24 protein-coding genes, 1 pseudogene and 1 riboswitch are annotated in these 26981 nt (G+C 62.3%); of the genes and pseudogenes, 11 read left to right on the plus strand and 14 right to left on the minus strand.

Annotated elements, in window-relative coordinates; translation table 11 throughout:
* The 4 genes and pseudogenes from B3P22_RS14670 to B3P22_RS14685 form a co-directional block, all read right to left on the minus strand.
* Positions 1–2660: pseudogene (locus B3P22_RS14670) on the minus strand (LuxR C-terminal-related transcriptional regulator); the annotation flags it as partial.
* A gap of 319 nt (positions 2661–2979) precedes the next feature.
* Positions 2980–4347, minus strand: coding sequence for a DUF1329 domain-containing protein (locus B3P22_RS14675; protein ID WP_296271470.1), 1368 nt, complete (start codon positions 4345–4347; stop codon positions 2980–2982).
* Between the two features lie 30 nt (positions 4348–4377).
* Positions 4378–6177: a DUF1302 domain-containing protein gene (locus B3P22_RS14680; RefSeq protein WP_296271471.1), complete on the minus strand. Its 1800-nt coding sequence runs from the start codon at positions 6175–6177 to the stop codon at positions 4378–4380.
* Between the two features lie 217 nt (positions 6178–6394).
* Complete coding sequence (locus tag B3P22_RS14685) at positions 6395–8077, minus strand: fatty acid--CoA ligase (protein ID WP_296271472.1); 1683 nt, start codon at positions 8075–8077, stop codon at positions 6395–6397.
* Positions 8078–8267: 190 nt separating this feature from the next.
* Here B3P22_RS14685 and B3P22_RS14690 point away from each other — a divergent pair, with 190 nt between their 5' ends.
* Positions 8268–9443 carry a thiolase family protein gene (locus B3P22_RS14690; protein WP_055986993.1) on the plus strand — a complete coding sequence of 392 codons (1176 nt, stop codon included), beginning with the start codon at positions 8268–8270 and terminating at the stop codon, positions 9441–9443.
* A 44-nt stretch (positions 9444–9487) separates the two neighbouring features.
* On the opposite strand, the gene B3P22_RS14695 is transcribed toward B3P22_RS14690, so the two are convergent.
* Positions 9488–10117, minus strand: coding sequence for a LysE family translocator (locus B3P22_RS14695; RefSeq protein ID WP_197855384.1), 630 nt, complete (start codon positions 10115–10117; stop codon positions 9488–9490).
* Between the two features lie 79 nt (positions 10118–10196).
* Here B3P22_RS14695 and B3P22_RS14700 point away from each other — a divergent pair, with 79 nt between their 5' ends.
* The 4 genes from B3P22_RS14700 (at position 10197) to B3P22_RS14715 (ending at position 13652) form a co-directional block, all read left to right on the plus strand.
* Positions 10197–11162 carry a 2-hydroxyacid dehydrogenase gene (locus tag B3P22_RS14700; protein ID WP_296271473.1) on the plus strand — a complete coding sequence of 322 codons (966 nt, stop codon included), beginning with the start codon at positions 10197–10199 and terminating at the stop codon, positions 11160–11162.
* Positions 11163–11271: 109 nt separating this feature from the next.
* The gene (locus B3P22_RS14705; protein ID WP_296271474.1) at positions 11272–12267 is read left to right on the plus strand and encodes a class I SAM-dependent methyltransferase; all 996 of its coding nucleotides are present in this window, start codon (positions 11272–11274) and stop codon (positions 12265–12267) included.
* Positions 12268–12303: 36 nt separating this feature from the next.
* Positions 12304–12424, plus strand: a riboswitch (yybP-ykoY riboswitch).
* Positions 12425–12516: 92 nt separating this feature from the next.
* Positions 12517–13098, plus strand: coding sequence for a TMEM165/GDT1 family protein (locus B3P22_RS14710; RefSeq protein WP_197855614.1), 582 nt, complete (start codon positions 12517–12519; stop codon positions 13096–13098).
* A gap of 110 nt (positions 13099–13208) precedes the next feature.
* Positions 13209–13652, plus strand: a complete 444-nt coding sequence (locus B3P22_RS14715; protein ID WP_197855387.1) for a ketosteroid isomerase-related protein — start codon at positions 13209–13211, stop codon at positions 13650–13652.
* Between the two features lie 57 nt (positions 13653–13709).
* Here B3P22_RS14715 and B3P22_RS14720 read toward each other — a convergent pair whose 3' ends face one another.
* On the minus strand, positions 13710–14531 hold the full coding sequence (locus B3P22_RS14720) for a M48 family metallopeptidase (RefSeq protein WP_296271475.1): 822 nt from the start codon (positions 14529–14531) through the stop codon (positions 13710–13712).
* A gap of 193 nt (positions 14532–14724) precedes the next feature.
* On the opposite strand from B3P22_RS14720, the gene B3P22_RS14725 reads away from it, so the two are divergent.
* Positions 14725–16875, plus strand: coding sequence for a methyl-accepting chemotaxis protein (locus B3P22_RS14725; RefSeq protein ID WP_296271476.1), 2151 nt, complete (start codon positions 14725–14727; stop codon positions 16873–16875).
* A 28-nt stretch (positions 16876–16903) separates the two neighbouring features.
* Here B3P22_RS14725 and B3P22_RS14730 read toward each other — a convergent pair whose 3' ends face one another.
* Genes B3P22_RS14730 through B3P22_RS14740 form a run of 3 tightly spaced genes read right to left on the minus strand, consistent with a single transcriptional unit; the run spans position 16904 to position 17991 of the window.
* Complete coding sequence (locus B3P22_RS14730; protein WP_296271477.1) at positions 16904–17521, minus strand: SOS response-associated peptidase; 618 nt, start codon at positions 17519–17521, stop codon at positions 16904–16906.
* A gap of 27 nt (positions 17522–17548) precedes the next feature.
* Positions 17549–17809, minus strand: coding sequence for a putative signal transducing protein (locus B3P22_RS14735; RefSeq protein WP_197855391.1), 261 nt, complete (start codon positions 17807–17809; stop codon positions 17549–17551).
* Positions 17809–17991 carry a CPXCG motif-containing cysteine-rich protein gene (locus tag B3P22_RS14740; protein WP_296271478.1) on the minus strand — a complete coding sequence of 61 codons (183 nt, stop codon included), beginning with the start codon at positions 17989–17991 and terminating at the stop codon, positions 17809–17811. The genes B3P22_RS14735 and B3P22_RS14740 overlap by 1 nt, the downstream gene beginning before the upstream one ends.
* A gap of 265 nt (positions 17992–18256) precedes the next feature.
* Between B3P22_RS14740 and B3P22_RS14745 the strand changes: the two genes are divergently transcribed.
* Together B3P22_RS14745 and B3P22_RS14750 are read left to right on the plus strand one after the other, a co-directional pair.
* Entirely contained in the window at positions 18257–18577 is a 321-nt protein-coding gene (locus B3P22_RS14745; RefSeq protein ID WP_296271479.1) for a hypothetical protein, read from the plus strand.
* 289 nt (positions 18578–18866) lie between these two features.
* Positions 18867–20030: a 1-acyl-sn-glycerol-3-phosphate acyltransferase gene (locus tag B3P22_RS14750; protein WP_296271480.1), complete on the plus strand. Its 1164-nt coding sequence runs from the start codon at positions 18867–18869 to the stop codon at positions 20028–20030.
* Positions 20031–20092: 62 nt separating this feature from the next.
* Here the strand turns inward: B3P22_RS14750 and B3P22_RS14755 are convergent, their stop codons facing one another.
* Positions 20093–20368 carry a hypothetical protein gene (locus B3P22_RS14755; RefSeq protein ID WP_296271481.1) on the minus strand — a complete coding sequence of 92 codons (276 nt, stop codon included), beginning with the start codon at positions 20366–20368 and terminating at the stop codon, positions 20093–20095.
* A gap of 272 nt (positions 20369–20640) precedes the next feature.
* Between B3P22_RS14755 and B3P22_RS14760 the strand changes: the two genes are divergently transcribed.
* A complete protein-coding gene (locus B3P22_RS14760) occupies positions 20641–20847 on the plus strand; it encodes a hypothetical protein (protein ID WP_296271482.1) in 207 nt (68 codons plus the stop codon).
* Between the two features lie 61 nt (positions 20848–20908).
* Here B3P22_RS14760 and B3P22_RS14765 read toward each other — a convergent pair whose 3' ends face one another.
* The gene (locus tag B3P22_RS14765) at positions 20909–21493 is read right to left on the minus strand and encodes a YajG family lipoprotein (RefSeq protein WP_197855397.1); all 585 of its coding nucleotides are present in this window, start codon (positions 21491–21493) and stop codon (positions 20909–20911) included.
* 165 nt (positions 21494–21658) lie between these two features.
* On the opposite strand from B3P22_RS14765, the gene B3P22_RS14770 reads away from it, so the two are divergent.
* Positions 21659–21889, plus strand: coding sequence for a hypothetical protein (locus B3P22_RS14770; protein ID WP_197855398.1), 231 nt, complete (start codon positions 21659–21661; stop codon positions 21887–21889).
* A 464-nt stretch (positions 21890–22353) separates the two neighbouring features.
* The gene (gene mqo / locus B3P22_RS14775) at positions 22354–23850 is read left to right on the plus strand and encodes a malate dehydrogenase (quinone) (protein WP_296271483.1); all 1497 of its coding nucleotides are present in this window, start codon (positions 22354–22356) and stop codon (positions 23848–23850) included.
* A 188-nt stretch (positions 23851–24038) separates the two neighbouring features.
* Here the strand turns inward: mqo and B3P22_RS14780 are convergent, their stop codons facing one another.
* From B3P22_RS14780 to cgtA, 3 genes are all read right to left on the minus strand, one after another.
* A complete protein-coding gene (locus B3P22_RS14780) occupies positions 24039–24497 on the minus strand; it encodes a CreA family protein (RefSeq protein ID WP_296271484.1) in 459 nt (152 codons plus the stop codon).
* Positions 24498–24512: 15 nt separating this feature from the next.
* Positions 24513–25631 (minus strand): glutamate 5-kinase, encoded by a 1119-nt coding sequence (gene proB, locus B3P22_RS14785; RefSeq protein ID WP_296271485.1) that lies wholly within the window; start codon positions 25629–25631, stop codon positions 24513–24515.
* Positions 25632–25712: 81 nt separating this feature from the next.
* Positions 25713–26933 carry an Obg family GTPase CgtA gene (gene cgtA, locus B3P22_RS14790; protein ID WP_197855402.1) on the minus strand — a complete coding sequence of 407 codons (1221 nt, stop codon included), beginning with the start codon at positions 26931–26933 and terminating at the stop codon, positions 25713–25715.
* Positions 26934–26981 lie beyond the last annotated feature (48 nt).

Genomic DNA, 26981 nt, shown 5'->3' on the forward strand with positions numbered 1-26981 from the left:
CATGGGTCTTGACCGTGTGCAGGGAGATGAACAGACGCTCGCTGATCTCCTGGTTCGAACAGCCACGCGCAATCAGCTGCAGTACCGCCAGTTCGCGGCCGCTGAGCTTCTCGGTAAGCGGCTCCTGCTCGGCTTCCAGCAAATCGTCGATAGGCTGCTGCGTGGGAAGTTGTGCGAATAAGGCATCACGTACCTGACAGGACGATGTACGTTCTTGCAAGCGCTCACGTAGCCACTGCGGCTGATGCTGCACCAGTTCGATGAACGGCAGCAGCGCACCGCCCTGCGCCAGATCAAGACAACTGTCGAGCTGTTGCTGCGCCNNCGCGCGCCCGCCCGGTCTGCCGTAGCAGTTGGGCAAGCTGCGCCTGCGCTGCCAAGCCAACCAGTTGGCCGCCCAATCCCTGTGCTCGCTGTTGCAAGGCGCGCAGACGCCGCTCGACACTCTCCACCCCTCCCTGCAGACGCTCCAGAGCGGCCTGCTGCAGATCGATGTGCAGCGCCAACTGCGGGTGGAACTCCGGCGCCAGCGCACGCCCTTCGCCGTAGGTTTCTGCCAACTGCGGTAGCCAGGCCGCCGCCAGCTCGACTTGCCCCTGGCGCAACCACAACTCGCATTTCATCAGCGTGATCATCGCCAGGTAGTAAATCGCCGGCACATCCCAGACGTGCATCAGGCGCTCGGCCTCGCCGAGCAGGGCAAAAGCCTCGGCGGAGCGGCCATCACGGCCTTCGAGGCTGGCCAGCACGCAGTAACCGATCAGCGCACCGACATCGCGACAGGCCCTGGCCTCGGCGACCCCGGCACGCAAACGCTCGACGGCCTGAGGCTGCAGACGAAGGCTGAGCAGATAGCCCTCATAGATAGTCAAGCGCGCCCGCACGGAATAGCTGCGCTGCGCAGGCAAACGCTGCACCAGCAACAATCCCTGATGCACCTCATCCTGCGCGCGCAGCACTTCGCCACGGGCCTGCAACACCCGGGCGCGCTCATAATGTGCCAGCGCCTCGAACAGGGGATTGTCGATACGCTGCGCCAATTCCAGCGCGTCGCGGTTCAACCCGCGCGCGCGCCACAGGTCGCCGCGCACCATAGCCAGGTTGGACAAGGCCGACAGGCACATGAAGTGCGGACCATAACGCTCCGCCGGTAAACCGGCCAATGCCTCGCTGCATTGCTGCTCGGCACGCGCGCCATCGCCACGGCCACGGGCGATGACCCCATCAAGTGCTTGCCACTGCGCCAGCAGGCTGCGCTGGGCGGCTGGTTCGGTAGCCGGCAGGAATCGCCCGAGCTGATCGAGCAGCTCCTGCGCGGCATCCAACTGACAGGCCAACGCCAGTGCCCAGCCATAGAGCATGATCAGCCGCGGTGTGCTGGCCAGCAGGTCATCCGGCAGGTTGGTTTTCCAGCGCAGCAGCATGGCGATGTTCTGCTCTGCCAGCATCTGCTCCTCGGAAAGGTTCTGCACCAGGTTGGCAGCGACATCGGCCTGCCCCGCCAACAGCGCCTGCTCGATGGCGGCATCCAGCATGCCCTGCGCAGCGAACCAGCGGCAGGCCCGCAGGTGAGCACTACCGCGCGAACGACTTACCCCGTCGGCAGGGCGCGCATTGAGCAGATCGGAGAAAAGATGGTGGTAGCGAAACCAGCGTCCCTGCTCGTCGAGCGGCACCAGGAACACCTGATTGGCCTGCAACTGGCGGATGATCGCGGCACTGTCATGGCTGTCACGAACCGCATCGCACAGTTCGGCACAGAAGCGCTCCATGCAGGCGGTGTCGTAAAGAAACTGCTGCACTTCGGCGGGCTGCCGCTCGATGACCTCTTCGAGCAGATAGTCACGAATCAGCCCTTCACCGCCGTGCAGTTGCAGCGCCTCGCCCGTCTCCGCCAGTTCTTCGGCGGCCAATAGCCACAGGCGCAAGCCCGCGATCCAGCCCTCGCTGCGCTGCAGGATCCCGCTGACCTGCTGCCGTTCGAGGCGTGCGCCCTGGCTCGCCAACAATGCGTCCAGCTCGGCAGCGGTCAGGCGCAGATCCTGTTCGTTGAGTTCGAGCAGTTGCCGCGACAGACGCAGGCGCGCCAGATGCCAGTCCGGCCGTTGGCGACTGGTGACCAGCAGCAGCACGCCAGGCGGTAAATGATTGAGGAAGAATTGCAGGCAACGATCGAGCACCGGCCCCTGCGCCAGGTGGTAGTCATCCAGCACCAGCAACAGCGGCTGGCCATCGTCGAGTTGCTGAGTCAGTTCATCGAGCAAACCATCGAGCCACTGCTCGAATGCGAAAGGCTGGTGACGCTGGCGCATTTTCAGCAGGCTGAGAGCATCTTCGCCCAGACCAGGGTGAAACTGCTGCAAGCCCTGCAGCAAACGCTCGAGAAAACGCCCCGGATCATGGTCGCGTTCACTGAGACCGAGCCAGAGGCTGTGCCAGTGATCGGGTAGTCGTTCGCAGAACTCGATGGCCAGCGAGCTTTTGCCAAAGCCTGCTGGCGCACTGACCAGCAGCAATCGCCCTTGCAGACCCTTCTCAAGACGCTCGCACAGTCTGGGCCGCGGCATATGTCCTGCCGGCAGCGGCGGACGATAAAAACGCGCTTCCACCGGCGTGGCCGGCGTGCAGGGAAAACCTGGCGAGCGGGAGAGATCTGTCATCGGCCTATTCTTGGAAGTCTTCTATGTGCATCGGCGGGCTCGATCTGGACCCAGCCTAGCGACTTGCAATGGCCATTTGAAGCGCCCGCTACAGTCCGTAACGAAAAAGCCGGCACAAGGCCTAATGCTGATCAGATAAGTTCGTCACCACCCCCTCCTACTTGCAGTAGAGGGGGCGCTTTTCGTAGGAGCCAGCTTGCTGGCGATGCTTTTTATGGCGGATCGCCGGCAAGCCGGCTCCTACAAAGATCGAGTGCAACGGCTTAACTGACTGGCATTAGGCACAAGGCCGGCTTCATCGTGTTGCCTGAGGCAGGTTTTAGCGCACGCCTGCCTGGCGCAGCGCCGCCGGAGTGTAGTCGCTGCTGGATGCCTTGTAGTTGAAGTCGTAGGCTTGTTTCTCCTCGTTCTTCATACCCAGGGCCGAGTAGCGACCGGACAGCAGGTCGTACAGGGTTTCCACGGTGTACCACGGCACTTGCTTGTCGTAGTAGTACTGGGCATGCGCCTCAGCTACGCGCCACAGGGTGCCACGGCCATCGTAGTGGTCGATCAAAGCAGCTTGCCAGGTGTCCTCGTCGATGTAGAAGTCACGCTTGGCATAGATGTGGCGCTCACCCGACTTCAGGGTCGCAGTCACGTGCCATACACGGTGTAGCTCGTAACGAGTCAGGTCCTGGTTGATATGGCCAGCCTTGATGATGTCGGAGTACTTCAGGCTGGGCGAATCGAGCTTGTAGGCGTTGTAGGGGATATAGATCTCCTTCTTGCCTTCCAGTTTCCAGTCGTAACGATCCGGCGCACCGTTGTACATGTCGAGGTTGTCCGAGGTACGCAGGCCGTCAGCTGCGGTGCCCGGGCTATCGTAGGACACCTGCGGCGCACGGCGCACGCGACGTTGACCGGCGTTGTACAGCCACGCCAGACGCGGCTCTTTCACCTGATCGAGCGTCTCGTGTACCAACAGTACGTTACCAGCCAGACGCGAAGGCGCGGTTACGCGCTGCTTGAAGTAGAACAGGACGTTGCTTTCCTTGCTCGCATCGACGTCGGTCAGGGCATCGCGGAAGGTGAACTCTTCCTGGAAGTAGACCAGCGAGTAGGAACCATTCGGCTGCGGAGTCGCCTGGGTTACCACGCGACGCAAGCTACCGCCACGATAACGGGTGATGTGGTTCCAGATCACTTCCAGGCCGTTCTGCGGAATCGGGAAGGGGTTGGCGGTCTGGAAGTTCTCCAGGCCGTTACCACCCTGCACCATTTTGGTGTTAACCGCGTTCTGCTTGGTCGCCTCCAGCACGGCAGCCGGCAGATTGGCCGAGCGGTGGGTCGGGAAGACCGGCATCCTGTAGCTTTCCGGGTAGCGCTTGAACATGGCCAACTGGCCAGGGGTCAGCTTGTCCTTGTATTGGTCGACGTTCTGCGCGGTGATGGTGAACAGCGGCTGCTCGTTGGCGAACGGATCGGCCAAAAAGCCACGCGGATCGACCGCACCGGCGTTGGCCGGCAGGCCGCCAGTCCAGGCCGGGATCGAGCCATCGGCATTACCGGCCATCTCGGCGCCTACCGGCGTCAGGGTTTTGCCCAACTTCGCAGCCTCGTCAGGCGATACGGCCGCCATCACGCCGGTCGCCAGCAGAGACAGGGTCAGCACGCCGGATTGCAACAGGTTTTTTTTCACGTTCATCTGCATAGTGTCCTTATTCCTCGTTCGCATTTAGAAGCTCACGCCGAAGCTGACGGCCAGGAAGTCGCGGTCGACCAAAGTGTTGTAGTCGCCGCCGAAGAAGTTGGTGTAGGAGAGGCTGGTGGTGTAGGTGTTCTGGTATTCGGCATCGAGTCCGATGCTGATGGCCTTGGCGCCTTCGTTGAACACCGGCCCATAGCCGTCCACGTCATGGGACCAGGCTACATTCGGCTTGAGGTTGATACCGGCGAACACGTTGTTGTAGTCGAGGATGCCACGCGCCCGGTAGCCCCAGGAGCCGGAGGTGTAGAAGCCATGCCGGCCGTTCATGGCGATGGCGCTCGCATCGTTGTAACCGCCGTAGATCGCATCGCGGCCATAACGTACCTTGTCCAGGCTTTCCAGGCCACCGATGCGGGTGTAGCCGATCTCGCCGACCAGGGTCATCCGCTCGGCGCCGAGTACCTGATCGATGAAGTGGGTGAAGGTGGTCTGCAACTGGGTGACTTCCTTGCGGTTGTAACCTCGGTGCGCCTGCCCGGCCTGGGCCAGCGCCGCCGATACGTTGCCGACGGCCAGCGCACCGCCGATGCCGCTGGCCAACCAGCCGGTAGTGTCGACTGTATTGATCTGCAGCGGCATGTTCGGCCGGTAGCTGATCTCGCCCTGCCACGCGGTGCCGGTGGGCAGGGTGGTCGAGAAGCTGGCGCCATACAGGCGGATGTCTTCCGGGTAGTCCAGGAAGTAGCTGCCGGTTCCCAGCAGGCCCAGGGAAACGAATGGCGTCTGGAAAGCCGCCGGAAGACCTCCCGCGGTAGTCGCGATGGCGGCAATGGATGCCGCATCGGCATTGATGTAGCTCACGTTCGGCGTGCGGCTATGGTAGTTGAGCGCATACAGGCCGTATTCGGCCTCGTCGCCCAGCCAGCGCAGGGCCACGCCCCACTGGCCGCTGTCGCGCGCATCGTTGTCTCCGGCACGGCGCAGCATGACACCCTCGGAGCTGCCGGCGGCTCCCACGGCGCCCAGGGCGCCGGCCAGTCCCGCGGGATAGCTCTGCACATGGTAGTTGCTGGCACAACCATCCTGCAGCACGTCGACGGCGAAGAAGGTACCGCAGTTGTCGACGACCGTCTGGTCCCACTCCAACTGGTAGAAGGCCTCGGCAGACAACCGGTCGGTCAGACTCTGAGCCACATAGAGCATATTGACCGGGATCAGGCCTTCCTTGACCTCGGCACCTGGGCGGCGGAAGACGGCGACGTCGACCGGGTTGATCGCGTTGATGCCGTTGATGATGAAGGTGCTCTCACCCCAGCTCACCACCTGCTTGCCCAGACGTACCGATCCAGGCTGGTCACCGATCGCGTAGTTGTGGTAGATGAAGGCGTCGAGAATCTCGGCCCCCGATGACTGTGCTCCCTCCTTGCGGTTGCTATCGCTGATGTCCTTGAAAAGGCGGCTTTCGTCCTTCAGTTCGAAGTCATACCAGTACTTGCCGCGCACGAATACGCCGGTGTCGCCGTATTTAAGTTCAAGATCGTGGATACCCTTGAAGATCTTCGAGAAGGTCTCGCCGCGCTTGAAGTTCAGGCGGCCGTCGTCACCGGTCTGGGTGAAGCCGGTACCGCCATTGGACGAACCGATCAGGTCACGATCCCGTTTGGCGGTCGACCAGCTCGCCCCCACCGACAGCGACGAATCGAACTGCCCTTCGATCTCACCGATATTGAAAGTGACGCCGAATGCCGGAGCGGCAAGGGTGGAAGCGAGGCTGACGGCCAGCGGCAGTTTTGCCAGGCGCCAGTAGGGTTTTGTTTTTGTTGTCATCGACGCTACTCCATGTGTTTTTTGTTATGGATGCTTGGACTATAGCCAGCAGGTGGTACTGCTTGATCCCTCGAAAGTGTGATTTGCAGCCCCCAGCCACTCTGGCTCGCAGGTTTCAGACCCTGCCCCTAGCCAAGCATGGACGTGAAACAGCAATTAGCAAGCCAAACGCTTGTTTGACTGAGCGGTCACTTTCACCGCCCAGTCAATTCGCACCTCACAGCGTGGACAGGAATGCGCTGCCAGCCTCCTGCCACTGGGCGATTTCCACGCGGATGCGCTTCTTGTCCAGTTTGCCGACACTGGTCTTGGGAATTTCAGTAACAAGCGCGATCTGCGTGGGAATCGCCCACTTGTTGATGTGGCCCTGCTCGACGAAGGGTTTGAGGTGCTCCTTCAGGCCCTTGGCATCCAGCCCGTGCTCGTCGCGCAGCACCAGGAGCGCGAACGGGCGTTCACCCCACTGCGGGTCCGGCACGCCGACCACGGCCACTTCACGCACGGCCGGGTGCCGGCTGATCAGGTCTTCCAGCTCCAGCGACGAAATCCATTCCCCTCCGGTCTTAATCACATCCTTGATACGGTCACGAATCTCGATGAAGCCCATACCGTCGATGGTCGCCACATCGCCGGTGTGCAGCCAACCATGTGCCCAAAGCTCTTCGCCCTTCTCAGGCTCACGGAAATAGCCCTGGGTCAGCCAGGGCGCGCGCAGCACCAGCTCGCCCTGGGATTCGCCATCGCTCGGCAATAGCTTACCCTCGGCATCCATGATCGCAGCCTCCACCAGCGGCACCGGAATACCGGCCTTGATCCGGTAAGTGGTGCGCTCGTCCTCGCTACCCGCGCGCAGTTCCTCGTTGAGGTAGGCACAGGAGATCAGCGGGCAGGTCTCGGACATGCCATAAGCCGCCGTCAATTGAATACCCCGCTCTTTCGCCGCTTCGTACAGCGAGCGATTGAGCGCGCTACCGCCAATGATCATCTTCATGCCGCCGAAATCATGGCCCTGCGCACCTGGTGCGCCCAGCACCATCTGCAGAATGGTCGGGACGCAGTGGGAGAAGGTGACCTTCTCTTCCTTGATCAGGCGGCAGAGCATGTCCGGTTCATAGCGACCGGGATACACCTGTTTGACACCCAGCATGGTGGCCACATAGGGCACGCCCCAGGCATGCACATGGAACATCGGCGTGATGGGCATGTAGACATCGTCGTTGCCCAGCAGACGGATGCTGTCCAGGCCACCCATGGTGGTCGCCATCGACAGGGTGTGCAGCACCAGTTGCCGATGAGTGAAGTACACGCCCTTGGGGTTGCCGGTGGTGCCGGTGGTATAGAAGGTAGTGGCTACCGAGTTCTCGTCGAAGTCGGCGAAGTCGTAATGCGGGCTGGCCGCCGCCAGCAGGCTTTCGTACTCGCCGACAAGGTTCGGCAGGTCGGCCTTCTTGTCCTCCCCATCGGTCAACAGCAGGGTCTTCTCGACAGTGGTCAATTGCCCGGCAATACCGTTGTACAGAGGCACGAACTCGCTGTTGACCAGCGCGAAGCGGTCTTCGGCGTGGTTCATGGTGTAGAGGATCTGGTCCGGCGACAGGCGAATGTTGATGGTGTGCAGCACCGCGCCGAGCATGGGGATGGCGAACATGCACTCCAGATAGCGGTGGCTGTCCCAGTCCATCACTGCCACGGTGTCACCGGCCTTGACCCCCGCCTGGCTGAGCACGTTGGCCAGACGGGCGACACGTTCGTTGAAGGTGGCATAGCTGTAGCGCAGCTTGTCGCGATAGACGATTTCGCGGGTCTTCTCATAGCGGCTGCCGGATAGCAGCAGACGCTTGATCAGTAGCGGATAGGCGTGGGCGTTGTTGGCGGGAGGGATAAGTCGAGTCTGCAGCATGAAGCCACCTTGAGGCACGCTAGGAATAGGTATGCAGCGACTCTAGAGCGGCTCATGCACAGCTAAATCAGCCCAAAGAATGATTTGCCATGTGACCCTATGGCCACTTTTGGTCACAGGCTAGAATCGAGACAATCAGCCAGTTCTGAAAACGGCTGCACCAAGCCAAACTCTCGTTAGAGGTAACACCATGTCCGATATCGTCATCGTCAGCGGCGCCCGCACTCCCATGGGCGGTTTTCAAGGCAGCCTGGCCAGCGTGCCAGCTGTCGAGCTGGGCGCTGCTGCCATTCGCGAGGCAGTCAAGCGTGCCGGTATCGAGCCGGCCGACGTGCAGGAAGTGATCATGGGCTGCGTACTACCTGCTGGTCTCAAGCAAGGTCCGGCCCGCCAGGCATCGCTCAATGCCGGACTGCCCTCTGCCACCGGTTGCACCACCATCAACAAGCTGTGCGGCTCGGGCATGAAGGCGGTGATGATGGCTTTCGACTCGCTGAAGGCCGGCAGCAACCAGGTAATGATCGCCGGCGGCATGGAAAGCATGTCCAACGCGCCCTATGTGCTGGAAAAGGCCCGCACCGGCCTGCGCATGGGCCATGGCGAGATCAAGGACCATATGTTCCTCGACGGCCTGGAAGACGCGCGCACTGGCCGCCTGATGGGCTCCTTCGCCCAGGAAACGGCCGACCAGTACGGCATCACCCGCGAGGAAATGGACGCCTATGCCATCGAATCGCTGCGCCGCGCGCAGGCGGCGATCAAGGACGGCTCGCTGGACGCGGAGATCGTCCCGGTCACCGTCACCTCGCGCAAGGGTGAGGTGGTGGTCAAGGATGACGAACAGCCGCTGACGGCCAACCTGGACAAGATTCCTGCGCTCAAACCCGCCTTCAAGAAGGACGGCACCATCACCGCCGCCAACGCCAGTTCTATTTCCGACGGCGCCAGCGCACTGCTATTGATGACTGCTGATGAAGCCGCCAAGCGCGGTCTCAAGCCGCTGGCCAAGGTGGTTGCGCATGCGACCCAGAGTCAGGACCCGAGCGAGTTCACCCTGGCCCCCATCGGCGCGATGAGCAACCTGCTGAAGAAGACCGGCTGGAGCAAGGATGAGATCGATCTGTTCGAGATCAACGAAGCCTTCGCCATGGTGACCATGCTCGCCATGCGCGAGCACGGCCTGGATCATGCCAAGGTCAACGTCTTCGGCGGCGCCTGCGCCCAGGGCCACCCGGTGGGCTCCACCGGCTCGCGGATCATCCTCACCCTGATCAACGCCCTGCAGAAGAAAGGCGGCAAACGCGGTATCGCCTCGCTGTGCATCGGCGGCGGCGAAGCCACTGCAGTAGCCATCGAACTGCTGTAAGCCCATCCGTTACGAAAGAGCCCCGCAGTCGCGGGGCTCTTTCTTTAGCGCATCTCGGTCAGCGCCAGTTTCACACCGATCCCCACCAGCACTGCCCCCATCAGCCGGTCGAACCAGTGCCCCATGCGGGCGAAGCCGGCGCGCACACGTTGCTGGCTGAACAGCCAGGCCACCAGGCAGAACCAGAACGCGGTGGCCAGTGCCAGATACAGGCCATAACCGGCCTGCACCGCCACCGGCGTATGCGGGTTGATCACCACGGTAAACAGCGACAGGAAGAACAGCGTCGCCTTGGGGTTCAGGCCATTGGTGATGAATCCCGTAACGAAGGCGCCGCGGCCACTGCGCTCGCCTGCAACCAGACTCGGCTCGGCGCTGGCCGGATCGGCCGGACGCGCACGCAGCGCCTTGAAGCCGACGTAGAGCAGATAAGCGGCCGCCAGCCATTTCAATGCATTGAACAGGACGATCGACTGCGACACGATCAGGCCGATACCGAGCAGTGAATAGGTGACGTGCACCAGAATACCGGTACCCACCCCCAGAGCCGAGAACAAGCCGGCGCGGCGACCGTAGCCGACGCTCTCACGCACGACGATGGCGAAATCCGGCCCGGGGCTGGCCACTGCCAGCAGGTGAATCAGGGCAACGGTGAGAAATTCACTCCAGTACATGGCGGCTCCGCATCGACGATGAAGGTCTGGTAGGCTCGCCAATCTACTCCTGCGACCCTCCTGCGAAAAGGTACAGCTGATGAGCAACAGCCCACGCGCCGTCTTCCTCGACCACGCCTCCCTCGACCTTGGCGACCTCGACATGCAACCGCTGCATCAGGCGTTCGCCGAGCTGACCCTGCACGCCCACACGCGTCCGGATCAGGTCGCCGAACGCCTGCAAGGCGCGCAGGTCGCCATCAGCAACAAGGTGGCGCTGGACGCTGCCACCTTCGCCGCCTGCCCCGAACTGAAGCTGGTGCTGGTGGCTGCCACCGGCACCAATAATGTCGACTTGAAAGCGGCCAGCGCCCATGGCGTGACCGTCTGCAATTGTCAGGGCTACGGTACACCATCGGTGGCGCAGCACACCCTGATGCTGCTGCTGGCCCTGGCCACGCGCCTGCCGGATTACCAGCGCGATATCGCCGCCGGTCGTTGGCAGCAGGCCAGCCAGTTCTGCCTGCTCGATCACCCCATCGTCGAGCTCGAGGGCAAGACCCTGGGCATGCTCGGTCATGGCGAACTGGGCGGCGCCGTCGCCCGCTTGGCCGAAGCCTTCGGCATGCGTGTACTGCTCGGCCAGTTGCCCGGTCGCCCGGCGCGCGCCGATCGCCTGCCACTGCACGAACTGCTGCCGCAGGTCGATGCCCTGACCCTGCACTGCCCGCTCAACGAGCAGACGCGCAATCTGATCGGCGCGCAGGAGCTGGCGCTGATGAAACCACGCGCGTTCCTGATCAACACCGCTCGTGGCGGCCTGGTCGACGAACAGGCGCTGGCCGATACGCTGCGCCGCGGCCACCTGGGCGGCGCAGCCACTGACGTACTGCTGCAGGAGCCACCGAAGGACGGCAATCCGCTACTGGCTGCCGACATCCCGCGCCTGATCATCACCCCGCACAGTGCGTGGGGCAGCCAGGAAGCGCGCCAGCGCATCGTTGGCCAGATGGTCGAGAACGCAGCCGGCTTCTTCGCCGGTGCACCGCTGCGAGTGGTCGGGTAAGCTGCGCAGCTTTTTAGGGAGCGACGGGCCAGCGTTGCGCTTAGCGGCAATGCTCCGGTTTCGCGCTCCCCGGGCCTTTATTTCCGCATCACAGATTTCAGGAAGCACCATGGATTCGCGAAGCGAAGTTCTCCTGCGTCAGGCCGAGCTGTTCGAAGGCGAGCTGTTGTTGGCAGGCCTGCCGGCCGACGACCTGCTCGGCGCACTGCCGCAGGCGCACGGCTGGACCTGGCATGCAGGTGATCAGGCGCAGCTCGCCGCGCGCTTTGCCGGCCGCAGTCAGTTCGACACGCAAATGCCCGAAGGTGACTACCGCGCCGCCGTGCTGTTCCTGCCCAAGTCACGCGAGCTGACCGACTACCTGCTGCAAGCCCTGGCTTCGCGCCTGGCCGGCAAGCCTCTGTACCTGGTCGGAGAAAAACGTGGTGGCATCGAGCGCGCCTCGAAGCAATTGGCCGCCTATGGCAAACCGCGCAAACTCGACAGCGCACGGCACTGCCAGCTCTGGTGCGTCGAGGTAGAGCAGGCGCCGCAGGCTCCCGACCTGCATGCCCTCGCGCAAAGCTACTCACTGCAACTGGCCGATGGCGCACTGGAGATCGTCACCCTGCCTGGCGTGTTCGCCCACGGCCGACTCGATCGCGGTAGCGCACTGCTGCTGGAACACCTGGACGGCCTGCCGGCCGGCCACCTGCTGGACTTCGGTTGCGGTGCCGGCGTGCTCGGCGTCGCCCTCAAACGGCGTTACCCGGCCAGCGAGCTGAGCCTGCTGGACGTCGATGCCTTCGCCCTGGAAAGCAGCCGCCTGACCCTCGCACGCAATGGCCTGTCGGCCAACCTGATCGCCGGCAGCGGGATAGAATCTGCACCTGAAGGATTGAGCGCCATCGTCAGCAACCCGCCATTCCATCAGGGCGTGCACACCGACTATCAGGCCAGCGAGAACCTGCTGGCCCAGGCTGCGCGCCATTTGCTCAAGGGTGGCGAGCTGCGCCTGGTGGCCAACAGTTTTCTCAAGTATCCGCCACTGATCGAGCGCCACCTCGGCCCTTGCCGCACCCTGGCCGACGCCGAGGGCTTTCGCATCTACAGTGCGCGCCGCTGAGTGGGGTTGCCGACAACGCAACGCTTGGGCACAATGGCGCCCGTCCTAGGGGAGTAGTCTCCCGCGAGCGCCCTGCTCGCCCGGCATGCGTCAACACACTTGCTCCGCAGAGCATGGCGCATGCGACCCAAGGCCTTCACAGAGAGGCCTGCGGTTTGACAAGACCTATGACGCGCACAACCTCACCCGGGGCGGGTAGGTCGTTCGTGTCATAAGCCGTGTCACCCGCCCCCGTTAGGAAACCTGATGCTGGAATCGCTGTTCGTCCCCACCCTGATCGTTGCCCTCGCCGAAATCGGCGACAAGACTCAGTTGCTCGCCCTGCTGCTGGCCGCACGTTTTCGCCGGCCTTGGCCGATCATCTGGGGCATGGTCGTCGCCACTCTGGCTAACCATTTCGCCGCAGGCGCCGTCGGTAACTGGGTCGCTGGGCTCTTCTCGCCCGCCACGCTCAGCTGGATCCTGGCCGCCAGTTTCGTCGCCGTGGCAGCCTGGACTCTGGTACCGGACAAACTGGATGAGGATGAAGAGTCCGGCCTGAAAAAATACGGCCCCTTCCTCACCACCCTGATCGCCTTCTTCCTTGCCGAGATGGGCGATAAAACCCAGGTCGCCACCGTCATGCTGGCAGCGCAGTACCCGCATTTCCTCCTCGTGGTGATTGGCACCACACTGGGTATGCTACTGGCCAACGTGCCGGTCGTGCTGGCGGGTAACTTCGCTGCCGAGCGCTTGCCGCTGACCTTGATTCGCCGGCTGGCAGCCTGTGCCTTCGCAGCGTTGGCGGTCTATGCCGGCTACCAGGCGATGAAGCTGAGCGGACTTATCTGACGCATACCTGGCGCCAGCAAACTGGCATTTCGGCCAATTCCAGCCCCCTCCTGCCTGCTGCTAAAGTACGCGCCACACCACGTGGCGCGTAGCGCAGACAGGAGGGTGACATGTCATTGGATGATCGCAAGAAAGTGGTGCACCAGCATATCGACCTGGTCTGGAACAAGGGTCGCCTGGCACTGGCCGAACAACTGCACAGCAGTGATTTTCTCTATAAAAGCTCGTTCATTGGCCGCTCGCTCGACAGCACCGGCTTCTCGCGCATGGTGCAGGACATCCGCCACGCCATGCCGGATTTGCAGGTGCTGGTCGAGGAATGCATCGCCGAAGGCTACAAGGTGATGACCTGGAGCACGCTGATCGGCACCATTCAGAAACCCGCCCTGGGCTACCCGCCCAGTGACAAGGTGCTGAGCATTTCGGCCATGGCCTTCTGGAGGCTGACGCCCGGCAACGAGATCCAGGAAATCTGCACCATGTTCGACATGGAAAGCTTCCGCGCTCAGTTGGGCCTGCAAACCCGCCCACTCGCCGAAACCGCCCTGCCCTGAAAACAACAGCGGCGCGCCCTGATGCTCAGGCCGCGCCGCTTTTCCCTGCCGCGGGACTCAACGCCCGGCCTTGGCCTGCTCGTAAAGTGGCATCACCTTGGGAATCGCCGCCTGCAGCGAAGCGATACGGCTGCTGGACGACGGGTGAGTGCTCATGAATTCGGGCGGCGCGCCGCCACCGGCTGCCTCCATTTTCTGCCACAGGCTGATGGCTGCGTTCGGGTTGTAGCCTGCTCGGGCCGCCAGCTCCAGACCGATCAGGTCGGCCTCGTTCTCGTTACCGCGACTGTTGGGCAGCGTCAGGCTGTACTGCACCACGGTATCGGCCAGCGCCATGCTGCTCTCGCCGAGCCCCAGCAAGGCGCCCGCGCCCTGCCTGGCGACCTGAATTCCGTACGCCTTGGACATCGCCTCACGGCTGTGCTCGCGCAGCGCATGTGCCATCTCGTGGCCCATGATCGCGGCGATCTCGTCATCGGTCAGCTTGAGCTGCTCGATGATGCCGCTGTAGAAAATGATCTTGCCGCCCGGGCCACAGTTGGCATTGAGCTCCGGGCTCTTGATCAGGTTGACTTCCCACTGCCAGTTGGCGGCGTCCGGACGAAACCGCGGCGCCTGCGGAATCAGCCGCCCGGCGACAGTCTGCAAGCGCTTGGCATTGGCGCTGGTCTTGTCCAGAACGCCCTTGCTCGAGGCCTCGCTCAGCGTCTGCTGATAGGACTGTGCATACATCTGATTGACTTCATCGGCTGACAGCATGCTGAACATGTACTGCTTGCGCTCTACGCCAACCGCACCACCGCTGGTGGTGTTGACTGCCTGACAACCGCTTAGCAGCAGCGCCGCCGCTACGCCGCTCAGATAAAGAACCTTGCTCATCGAGCTACCTCCTTGAATCGGACGCACTATGCTAGGCCGCACCCGCAATGCGAGCAACCGCGCCACTTGCGCGATGGCCGCGCGCCATCTTTGCTGAATACAACACCAGCCTGTTGGTTAGCATCATCCCATCAAGCTTGATCTGGCACAGCCGATAGGCTGTGGAAGGTGCGTTCTGCATCCGGGAGCTCCCATGAAGTTCAAATCGATCCAGTTTTCCGTGGCCTTTCTCGCTGGTGCCAGTGTGCTCGCGGTGGTAGCAGCCCTGGTGCTCTACGCCCTGTTCGCCAGCGGACGAACCCAGAACCTGGTTCAGCAACGCACCCAAACGCTGCTGGAGCAGATCATCGAACAGCGTTTGTACGCGCTGGCGCAAGCACAGGTCAGCGAAATTCAACGTGAACTGGAAGCCCCTCTGCAGATAACCGCCGACCTGGCTCGGGTCAACGCCATGCTTGGCGTGACCGACGATAACGGCAGCCCTTCGCTCAGTATCAGCCGCGAGGAGCTGGCCAACCTGGTGCGTGAAACCACGGCGCAGAATCCGAAACTGCTTGGCAGCTATCTGGGTTGGGAGCCGAACGCCTTCGACGCCAGCGACGACATCTACGCCGGCAGCAAGGAAAACGGTTACGACGGCACCGGACGCTTCCTGCCGTGGTGGTATCGCAATGCCGATGGCAGCCTGGGCATAGACGCCATCGGCTCGACCGAAAGCGAGGAACTGCTGCCAACCGGCGTACGCGCGGGTGAGTACTACCTGTGCCCCAAGGAGCGCAAACGCCCCTGCGTGATCGACCCGGCGCCCTACGATGTCGGCGGCAAGATGACCATGCTCGCCTCTTTCACATCACCCATTCTGGTCAACGGGGAATTCCGCGGTATCGCTGGCGCAGATCTGGCGGTCAATTTCATCCAGGATCTGTTGGTCAAGGCCGACGCTCAGCTCTACGACGGCGCCGGTGAGATGGCACTGATCGCCAGCAATGGTCGCCTGGTCGCCGCCACCAAGGCCCCGGACAAACTCGGCGAGCCCGCCACCGTGCTGCTCGACGCCAACGAGGTGAGCAACCTCGGCAAGTTGCAGCCGGGCCAACCTCTCTACTCCATTGATGCCCAGGAGGATCCGGAACACAGTCATATCGAGCTGTTTCTCAGCTTCAACATCGGCCAGAGCGATACGCGCTGGGTGCTGATGCTGGTACTGCCGCAGAAGGCAGTGCTGGCGGACCTGTACCAATTGCAGGCTGATATGGCCGCGCAGCGCGATGGCGACACCCTGGGCATGACCCTGGTCGGCCTGCTGATCGCCGGCCTGGGCCTGCTGGTGATCTGGTTCGTAGGTTATGGCATCGCCCGCCCGCTGCGGCAGATGGTCGGCATGCTCGACGATATCGCCAAGGGCGACGGCGATCTCACCGTACGCCTGCAGGTCGATCGCAAGGACGAACTGGGACAGATCGCGGCGGGCTTCAACGCCTTCCTGGCCAAACTGCAAAGCATGATCGCGTCCGTGGTGACCTCGGTGCAGCAGGTCAGTGATTCCTCCGAACACACCGCCGACATAGCCATCCGCACCAACCAGGGCGTGCAAAAGCAACTGGCGGAGATCGAACTGGTGGCCACCGCAGTGCATGAGATGACCGCCACCGCCCAGGACGTTGCACGCAACGCCACCCATGCCGCCGAAGCGGCCAACCACGCCGACCGCGCAGCCAACCAGGGCAAACAGGTGGTTCAGGAAACCTCGGCGGCCATCGCCGTACTCGCCAGCGAGATCGGTCGCGCCGTGGGCGTGGTGCAGAACCTGGCCAAGGACAGCGAGAACATCAACGCCATCCTCGTCGCCATTCGTGGCATCGCCGAGCAGACCAACCTGCTGGCGCTCAACGCGGCCATCGAGGCCGCACGCGCTGGCGAGCAGGGCCGCGGTTTTGCCGTGGTCGCCGATGAGGTGCGCAATCTGGCGCAGAAGACCCAGCAGGCCACCGAAGAGATCCAGAGCATGATCGCGCAGCTGCAGCAGGGCACCCGCGAAGTGGTCAAGGTGATGGAACAGAGCCAGAGCAAGACCGACGACAGCGTGGAACATGCCAACCAGGCCGCGCAATCGCTGGAGTCGATCACTCAGGCGGTGTCGGTGATCAACGACATGAACACGCAGATCGCCAGCGCTGCCGAGGAGCAAAGCGCGGTGGCCGAAGACATCAACCGCAACGTCACCAACATCGGCCAGGTCGCCAACGAGGTGGCAGGCGGCGCCGACGAAGCCAGCCAGGCCAGCGCCCAGCTGACCAAACTGGCCGAACAGCAGCGGCGCCTGATCAACCAATTCAAGGTGTAAGCGGCAGCGCAACGCCGCCAGGCGGAACTCAAGCCGGAGTCAGGCACTCCGGCGCGTCCAGCTTCGGATCGTTGACCAACGTTGCCAGCGCCCGCTCGCGCAACGCTGTCTGCGGTTTGGCCAGCAGCGCCGCCAACTGCTCGGGCGGCGTAGCGTTGCTCAGCCACAGGGCCTGCTCATGCTCGCCGAGAATCAATGGCCGGCGCAGTGTCGCAGCTTCCTGAGTGATCAACGCCACGCTCAGGTATTCATGCCCGCCGACCGGATATAGCTCCCACAACGCTGCGAAATACATCAGCGAATCGCCATTGGTCATCCAGTACGGTCGCTTGCGTGTCGCACCGCGCCACTCATAGAAACCGTTGGCCGGCAGCAGGCCGCGACGCAGACGAAAGGGCTCGCGAAACATCGGTTGCTCGGCAAGGGTTTCGGCGCGTGCATGGGCTGGCGTCTTGGACAAGTCCTTGAGCCAGGCCGGCGTCAATCCCCAGCGCGCTGTTGCCGCCTGCGGCCCGCTCTCGCCGGCGCGCAGCAGCAACACCTGGCCATTGGGCGCCAGGTTCCAGTGCGGCTTCTGATCAGCAGGGAAACCGGGCAGCGCCACAAAAGCGGGCGACCAGCGAAACAGGGCGTAACGTCCACACATGAAACGACTCGACAGACAGGGGGCGCGTCAACAGAGCAACACACCCTGGAAAGACTCTGGCTCATCGCCAGGCACAGGTTGCGCGGCATTGTACTCAGCGATCAGCGTTCGCGCCCGTTCCGCCTCGGAGTCGGCGACAACCATGCCGAGCAGGCCGCATGCCGGCAACTCCCCCACCGCACCAACCAGATGCTGCCCCAGCAGGTGCGCCTCGATACCTTCGCTGGCCAGCATGTCCACCAGCATCTGCCCTTCCAGCAGATTTTCCGGCTCGTAGATTCGTTGCATCAGTCGTTCTCCGCGCGCACATCCAGCTGCCATTCGACCCCGTCGGTTCGTAGCTCGAACTGAATCGGCCGACAGCACACCGGGCAGTCTTCGATATAGGACTGATCACCACCCGACAGATCGAGCAACGCCTCGGCCGGCTCGCCGCAATAAGGGCAGTCATACACCTCGCTTTCCAACACCTTATGGCCTCCTTGAGCGTTGATGCAGTGACGGCAAAAGACACTGTCTTGATCAGCATAGCCAGCGTTTTTTGATTCACGTCACAACACAGCAGAAACGCTTTACAGCAACTATACCAATGCAGCTAAAAGTACAAACAACTTATACAGAAATGCAATCATAACAATAGCAATTAGCGCCGTTCATCGCCTGCGCTTGCATGCTATTTGTCATTCACTAATTTTCTGTTTGCTCAGTCATTTAACATCCATTGAGGGAACTTAAATGTCTATGTCCGCAGAAAACGCAACTGAACCACTGGCCTGCGATTGCGTCGTTTCCGCAAAGCCGCGCCCTGACGGCTCCGTTCTTGTTTCGGTAAAACAAGGCGATCGTAAAATCAGGCGGGTTGTCGACCATACCTGTGTAACGCAGGAAGTTATTCGCGCAATAAAATTTGAACTTTCGGAAAAGGCGAACGATGGTGAGATAATCAAGGTTGTACAAAACTATGGCCCTACGAATTTGCCAACCTTTGCCAATCAGCCTATCTACCGAACCCGTTATGCGAGAATGTGGGAAACGCGCAAGCTGAAAAACTACTGACTTGCTGAGCTGATAGCGCAACACAGCGCTATCCGTCCCAGCTTTCAAGAAACTTGAAAGCTGGGAGCCTCTCCGCCCATGCCGTAGATGCTCATCACCCAGACCTGACTCGGTGCTGCAAGCCCGTAGTCTCTGCCCCTGGCTCTTCCAAGACTCGCGCTCCCGCTACCCTCCGAAAACCCGAGCCTGCCACTTCACGGATTGGCTGTGACTTGGCGCTATAATCGCCGGTCTACTGCTCACCCTGTTCAAGCAGAAACCTTTTCCACCTTAGCCGTCACAAGAGAGCATGATGGGCGCATTCGATGCCATCCGACCCTATGCCGATACAGAAGTGCGCCCCGTACTGGAGCGCCTGCTCGCCGATCCGGCGTTTCTCGGTACCCTCACCCGTTTTCGCTTCCCGCGACTGGCCGGGCCATTCGGCTGGCTGCTCAAGCCGCTGATCGCTGCACGCCTGCGCGGTGAGTTTGCCAGCATCGACTCGGTGGCCGGCCTGCAGGAAAAGATCGAGCCATACATCGATCGCACCATCGAACACGCCAGCGACGGCATCAGCTACTCCGGCCTGGAGCACCTGCAGCCAGGCAAACCCTATCTGTATCTGGCCAATCACCGCGACATCGTCATGGACCCGGCCTTCGTCAACTACGCCGTCTACCATGCCGGCCTGCAGACGCCGCGTATCGCCATTGGCGATAACCTGCTGCAACGCCCCTTCGTCAGCGATCTGATGCGCCTGAACAAGAGCTTCATCGTGCATCGCTCGATCAGCGGCCGACGCGAGAAGCTGGCGGCTTATCAGTTGCTCTCCGCCTATATCAATCACTCGATCCGCGAAGACGGCGAATCGATTTGGATCGCCCAGGCCGAAGGCCGGGCCAAGGACGGTGATGACCGCACCGATTCTGCCATCCTCAAGATGTTCCACATGAGTCGCAAGGACGAGCCGTTCGCCGAAGTGATCGACTCGCTGAACCTGATTCCCGTGTCGATCAGCTACGAATACGACCCCTGCGACCTGGCCAAGGCCCGCGAGCTGAGCGTACGCGCCGCCACCGGTGGCTACACCAAGGCGCCAGGCGAGGACGACGCCAGCATCGCCCTGGGTATCACCGGCTACAAGGGCCGTGTGCACCTGCACTTCGGCCCGCCGGTAGCTGGCCTGGAGGACACCAAGCAGCTGGCGCAGGCGCTGGACCGCCGCATTCTCGGCCAATACCGTCTGTTCCCGGTGCACTACCTGGCCTACGCCATGTGGGAAGGTCGCGAGGCAGAGCTGAACGTGCCGGCGGCAAGCGAGTTGTTCCCGGCCGCAGAACTGGCCAAGGCCGAAGCCGAGTGGCAGAAGCGCCTGGCCGCCTGCAGCGCCGAAGAAAAGCCGTTCCTGATCCTGCAGTACGCCAACCCGGTACGAAACCAGTATCGAATCAAGGCTGGCCTGCCGCTGTAAGTGCACCGATATAAGCGAAAACGGCAGCCCAATGGCTGCCGTTTTCGTTTATCGCTCAGGGATCAGAGACGCGTGCTGAACCAGGACAACAGCAGAGCCGCTCCCAGGCAGACGGCACCGAAACGATAGAAAAATCCGTTGATGCGCAGGGGGCGCTCATCCTGCACTTCGCTTTCCTCCAGTTCGCCTTGGGCCAGCACGCGTGCCATGCCGCGCTGCTCACGCAGGCGGGTCATCAGGCACAGCCAGCCACCGGCCACGGCAAAAAACAATGCCAGCGAATTCACCGCCCCGGCCGGATGAGCGATAAACAGCGACCACAACACCTGCAGCGACATGCAACACCTCAAGAACAGCATGGTGCAGTGAACACGCCGCCGCACCAAAATGGGATATCAGCTGAAAACAACACTGCTTCAGCCCCGAAAAAGTCGCCGCGCAGTGTACTGAAGTCCCCCTTTTATGAAGTTCGTTTCCGACGAACGCAGCCCGCTATCCCGAAATCGTCTGAAAACTGTCATATGCCTGGCCTAGGGTTTGTATCTCCCAGAGTGACCAAACAGTCACGACTGTGCTGGAGCTAAACCTCAATGTCCGTGGAGGACCCGTCATGCTCAATTCACAACCGCTGGATCGCGATTATCTGATCGACTCGCTGGATGAAGTGGACGCCGTGGTCGACGAACTCTCTTTCAACGTGCAGGACCAGCACTGGCTGGTGTACTGCGCCCTCGGCGGCCATGAACATTACGACCTGCCGGACATCGACAACCGCACCGGTATGAGCCTGCCGGAGTTGTATGCCGAGGCGGCGTGAAAACCCGAGACAAATGAAAACGCCCCGCAATGCGGGGCGTTTTTCGTAACGACGCAGCGTACTACTGCAGCAGGACCTGGCCAATGGTCGGGTCCTTGAAGGCGCGGGTCAGCGCATCGCTGAGCACATCACCTACCAGCTTGCTGTTGGTCTGCTGGTTCGGCGCGCTACCAAAACGCTGGTTCAGCGAAGCACCGTAACGGCCGGTGTAACGGCGGCTGCCGCCTTGTACGTCAGCGCGGATCGAAGCGGTGATATCCGCCTCTGTGACATACATGCCCTCTTTCGGCGACTGGTACTTCAGTTCCGCCAGGGTAATGGTCAGTTGCGGCGCGTTATAGGCGTTGGGCGACGGGGTGAAGCCCAGCAGACGCACGGCCGCCTCGGCCTCGGCCTGCAGCTTGGGCAGCACGGCATCACCGCTGACGCTGATCGAGCTGGTTTCCGGGTACAGGCCACCGCGGGTGCCAAGCACTGGCGACGGACGACCGTCGACCACGCGCACCACCACTGGCTGCCCTTGCCCCACCGGAGTCAGCGAGCTGGTCAGCTTGGGTTGCGGGGTGAGTTGCTGAGGGCTGAGGGCGCAACCGGCCAGCGTCAGGCTGGTGGCAGCGAGCAAGGCGATCAACGCACGGTGCAGCATGCTCATCTCTCCGAGTGAGGTAAAAGTGGCCGGCAGTATACCCAGCGCGGCCTGGGGCCGACAGTAGTGCAGGATAAGACTGCCAGCGGGCCATCGCGGTTCCTGTCATCAGCCTGTCACCGCCTCCTGGCATAAAGCAGATGTCACCACGCTGGAGCCTTCGCCATGTTGTTGCGCCGCCTGTTCAACCGCTCCCGTCCGGTGCGCCACTTTGCCCTGATCGACGCTCAGGGGCTTTGCCGTGCCCTGCGCCAAATGCACGAGCATCCGGGCCAGGCAGGCTGGGTCGAAGTGCATGAACCGAGTATCACCTGGCTAGGCGCTCCCCTGCCTGGCAGCGCCCGCATCACGCCGGTCGTCACGCACGCACGCGCCGCTCGCCCGTTGGCAGCCTGACCGGCGGAAGAATAAAAGTCACGCAGGGGCAACCAATTTCCCCTCATTCACCGTTATAATCGCGCCCCGATTATAAGGACGTCTCCTGATCGGGCCGCACGACCTCGCCGATGCAACGTCATCGCCCCGCCCCAGAGAGTCGCCCACTTCGAGCTGCCAAGTCAGGCCAGCCGCTTTTTAGCCCATATGCAGAGCCAATGGCAGCCATGCATCGCATGTTTGCACGGGCAAAAAGCGCGCCGAGGCAGTCGAGCTTTTGAGGTTCACCGCTCCAAAAGAGCGTGAAAAAACGGTTTTTACAAACTTCACAAGAGTGTGGCGAACAGATGAACAGTTTTGCGTCCGCAAATCCCAGCCTTGACCCTCCCCGCCGAACGACAGGGCATCACGCCTGAGTCTGCCGGTCTAGCCCTTAAAGGCCGAACGGCCGTCCATCTGGTGCAGTTTTTCTTGGAGAGAGGTTAATGGCGCATAACGATTACCAAAGCGTAGATGTGGTGCTGGTTGGCGCTGGCATCATGAGCGCGACCCTGGGCGTGCTGCTCAAGGAACTCAACCCCGGCATCACCCTGGAAGTGGTGGAGCTGCGCGAGTCCGGCGCGGTGGAAAGCTCCAACCCCTGGAACAACGCCGGCACGGGGCACGCCGCACTGTGCGAGCTGAACTACACCCCGGAAGGCGCAGATGGCAGCATCGACATCAAGAAGTCGGTGAACATCAATGCCCAGTTCGAAGAGACCAAGCAGTTCTGGGCCTACCTGATCGAGAAGGGTGCGATCAACGCGCCGAAGACCTTCATCAATCCGGTTCCGCACATGAGTTTCGTACGCGGCAACAGCGGTATCGCCTTCCTCAAGAAGCGGTTCGAGGCACTGCGTCAGCATCACGCCTTCACCGAAATGGAATTCACCGAGGATCGCGCCACCATCGCCGAATGGGCACCTCTGCTGATCCCGGGCCGTGACACCAGCGAGCCGCTGGCGATGACCCGCGTACAGGCCGGTACCGACGTCAACTTCGGCGCGGTCACCGAGCAGATGCTCGCCTACCTGACCAAGCAGCCGAGCGCCACGGTCACCTGCAACCAGAAGGTCACCGACCTCAGGCGCGACGGCGAAGGCTGGCTGGTGGACATCAAGGACACCCGCTCCGGCGCCACGCGCAAGCTCAAGAGCAAGTTCGTCTTCCTCGGTGCCGGCGGCGGCGCACTGCCGTTGCTGCAACTGTCGGGCATCCCAGAGGGCAAAGGCTTCGGCGGCTTCCCGGTCAGTGGCCAGTGGCTGCGTTGCGACAACCCGGAAATCGTCAAGCAGCACCAGGCCAAGGTCTACAGCCAGGCCGCCGTGGGCTCGCCACCCATGTCGGTACCGCACCTCGACACTCGCGTGGTGGACGGCAAGAAGTCCCTGCTGTTCGGCCCTTACGCCGGCTTCACCACCAAGTTCCTCAAGCACGGCTCGTTCCTCGACCTACCGCTGTCGGTACGCCCCAACAACCTCGGCCCGATGCTGGCGGTGGCGCGCGACAACATGGACCTGACCCGCTACCTGATCAAGGAAGTGATGCAGTCCGAGGAACAGCGCCTGAACACCCTGCGCGGCTTCTATCCGGAGGCCAAGGCCGAAGACTGGCGCCTGGAAGTGGCTGGCCAGCGCGTGCAGATCATCAAGAAGGACGCCAAGAACGGCGGCATCCTGCAGTTCGGTACCGAACTGGTGGCGGCTGCGGACGGCACCATCGCCGCCCTGCTCGGCGCCTCGCCGGGCGCCTCGGTGACCGTGTCGATCATGCTCGACCTGATTCGCCGCTGCTTCCCCGAGCAGGCCAAGAGCGAAGGCTGGCGCACCAAGCTGGACGAGATCTTCCCAGCCATGGCCGATGTCCTGTCCAAGGATGCCGAGCGCTACCATGAAGTGCAGACGCAATCGAACAAGCGCCTGCAACTGGATATACCTAGCTGATCAGCGGGTATGAAGAAACCGCCCCTCGGGGCGGTTTTTTTATGCGGCATCGCTGCCGGACTCAGTCGGTGCAGATGGCGCCTTAATGCGGGGGAACATTAATGCTGTGGGAGCGGACTTGTCCGCGATTTTCTCTGCTGATCCTATTCGCGGGCAAGTCCGCTCCCACAATCCCTGCTCCCTTCGCTCTACTGGCCCCAGGGCAGGATCGGAATGGCCGTCACCGCGTTCTGCGGGCTGCCTTCGATCACCCGGTCGCTGTAGACCAGATACACCAGCGTATTGCGCTTGGTGTCGAAGAAGCGCACCACCTGCATGGTCTTGAACACCAGCGAGGTGCGCTCCTTGAACACTTCCTCGCCATCCTTGAGCTTGCCCTTGAATTCAATGGGCCCGACCTGGCGGCAGGCGATGGACGCTTCGGCGCGATCCTCGGCCAGTCCAAGACCACCTTTCACACCACCGGTCTTGGCGCGCGACAGGTAGCAGGTCACGCCCGCCACCTTGGGATCATCGAAGGCCTCGACGACGATCTTGTCGTTCGGACCGACCCACTTGAACACCGTGGACACTTCGCCGATGGTCTCGGCCAGAGCCAGGCCGGGCAACATCAGCAGGCCCAGTACACATCCCTTGAACAGGCGCATCGCACTCTCCTTTCTTCAAACCAGAATCAGGTTATCCCGATGCACCAGCTCTGGTTCATCCACGTATCCCAGCAGCCCCTCAATGGCATCGGAAGGCTTGCCGATAATCTTCTGCGCTTCCAGCGCGCTGTAGTTGACCAGGCCACGCGCCACTTCGCGGCCGTCCGGGGCAACGCAAACCACCATTTCGCCACGGCGGAAACTGCCCTGCACCGCCTTCACGCCCACTGGTAGCAGGCTCTTGCGGTCCTGGCTCAGCGCCTTCACCGCACCGGCGTCGAGCACCAGGGTGCCGCGGGTCTGCAGGTGGCCGGCCAGCCATTGCTTGCGCGCCGCCAGCAGGCCACGCTCGGGAGCCAGCATCGTGCCCAGGCGTTCGCCGGCCTTGAGCCGCGCCAGCACCTGCTCGATGGCACCGCCAACGATGACGGTGTGCGCGCCGGAACGTGCCGCCAGGCGCGAAGCGCGTAGCTTGGTCTGCATGCCGCCACGGCCCAACGCACCACCCACGCCGCCGGCCACGGCATCCAGTGCTGGGTCGTCGGCGCGGGCTTCGAAAATCAGCTCGGCATCGGGGTTGTGTCGCGGGTCGGCGGTGTACATGCCGTCGCGATCGGTGAGGATCACCAGCAAGTCGGCCTCCACCAGATTGGCCACCAGCGCGGCCAGAGTGTCGTTGTCGCCGAAGCGGATCTCATCGGTAACCACGGTATCGTTCTCGTTGATCACCGGCACCACGTCGAGGTCGACCAGGGTGCGCAGGGTGCTGCGCGCATTGAGGTAGCGCTTGCGGTCGGAGAGATCGTCGTGGGTCAGGAGGATCTGCGCGGTGCGCCGGCCGTGCTCGGCAAAACTCGACTCCCAGGCCTGAACCAGCACCATCTGGCCAATGGCCGCGGCCGCCTGCAATTCGTGCATCGCGCTAGGTCGACTGGTCCAGCCCAGGCGGCTCATGCCAGCCGCCACGGCGCCGGAGGACACCAGCACCAGCTCGACACCCTGCTCACGCAGCGCCACCATCTGCTTGACCCACACCGCCATGGCCGCACGATCCAGGCCACGCCCGTCGGCGGTCAGCAGCGCACTGCCGATCTTCACCACCCAGCGCCGTGCGCCGGTCACCTTGTCACGCATGATCTTCCAACCTTAGCCAGAAAACGATGGGTTCCGCCCCACCTACAAAAACGCCGCAATTAAGCGGCGTTGGAAATTTGCTTAATCCCGGACGTAAATGATTTCCGGGCCGTCGTCGTCTTCTTCATCGAAGAAGTCGTCGTCTTCGTCGATATCGTCGACGCTACGCACACCGGATTTACGCAGCGCACGCTGGTCATCCAGCGCCTGCAGACGGGCACGCGCCTCGTCCTCGATGCGTTGATCCAGCTCGGCCAGCTCCTCGGCGAACACCGGATCTTCGGCGATACGCTCGGCTCGCACCTCCAGGTAATGCATGATGTCGCGAGTGATGCGCTCGGTGCCGTCACGGCTGATGGCCGCCACCACGTAAACCGGCCCCTGCCAATTCAGGCGGGCGACGATATCGGCCTTGCGCGCCTCGCGCTCGTCCTCGGGAATCTGGTCCATCTTGTTCAGCACCAGCCAGCGGTCACGCTCGGCCAGCGCCGGACTGAAGCGGCCCAGTTCATCGATGATCACCTGAGCCGCCTCGGCCGGATCGCTCTCGTCCAGCGGCGCCATGTCCACCAAATGCAGCAGCAGGCGGGTGCGCGCCAGGTGCTTGAGGAAGCGGATGCCCAGGCCGGCGCCGTCCGAAGCGCCTTCGATCAGCCCCGGGATGTCGGCGACGACGAAGCTCTTGAAGCGGTCGACGCTGACCACACCCAGGTTCGGCACCAGGGTGGTGAAGGGATAATCGGCGACCTTCGGCTTGGCCGCAGACACCGCGCGGATGAAGGTGCTCTTGCCGGCATTGGGCAGGCCCAGCAGGCCGACATCGGCCAGCACCTTCAGCTCGAGCTTGAGATCACGCGAATCGCCCGGCTTGCCTGGCGTAGTCTGGCGCGGCGCGCGGTTGGTACTGGACTTGAAGCGGGTGTTGCCCAGCCCGTGCCAGCCGCCCTGGGCGACCATCAGGCGCTGGCCGGCCTTGACCAGGTCACCAATCACTTCCTGGGTGGCCACGTCGATCACCGTGGTACCGACCGGCACCGGCAGGATCAGGTCTTCACCCTTGGCGCCGGTGCAGTCGGTGCTGCCGCCCTTCTCGCCATTCTGCGCGTGGAATTTGCGGGTGTAGCGGTAATCGATCAGGGTATTGAGGTTCTCGTCGGCCTCAAGGAACACCGAGCCACCGTCGCCACCGTCGCCACCGTTGGGGCCACCCTTCTCGATGAACTTCTCGCGACGGAAGCTCATCATGCCGTTACCGCCGTCACCGGCTTTTACAAAAATCGAAACTTCGTCGACAAATTTCATGGATATGCCTCCCGCCTCATCTGCGGGCTAGGGGAACGCTTGCCGGAT

The sequence above is a fragment of the Pseudomonas sp. UBA6323 genome (assembly GCF_002439135.1).
Classification (GTDB): Bacteria; Pseudomonadota; Gammaproteobacteria; order Pseudomonadales; family Pseudomonadaceae; genus Aquipseudomonas.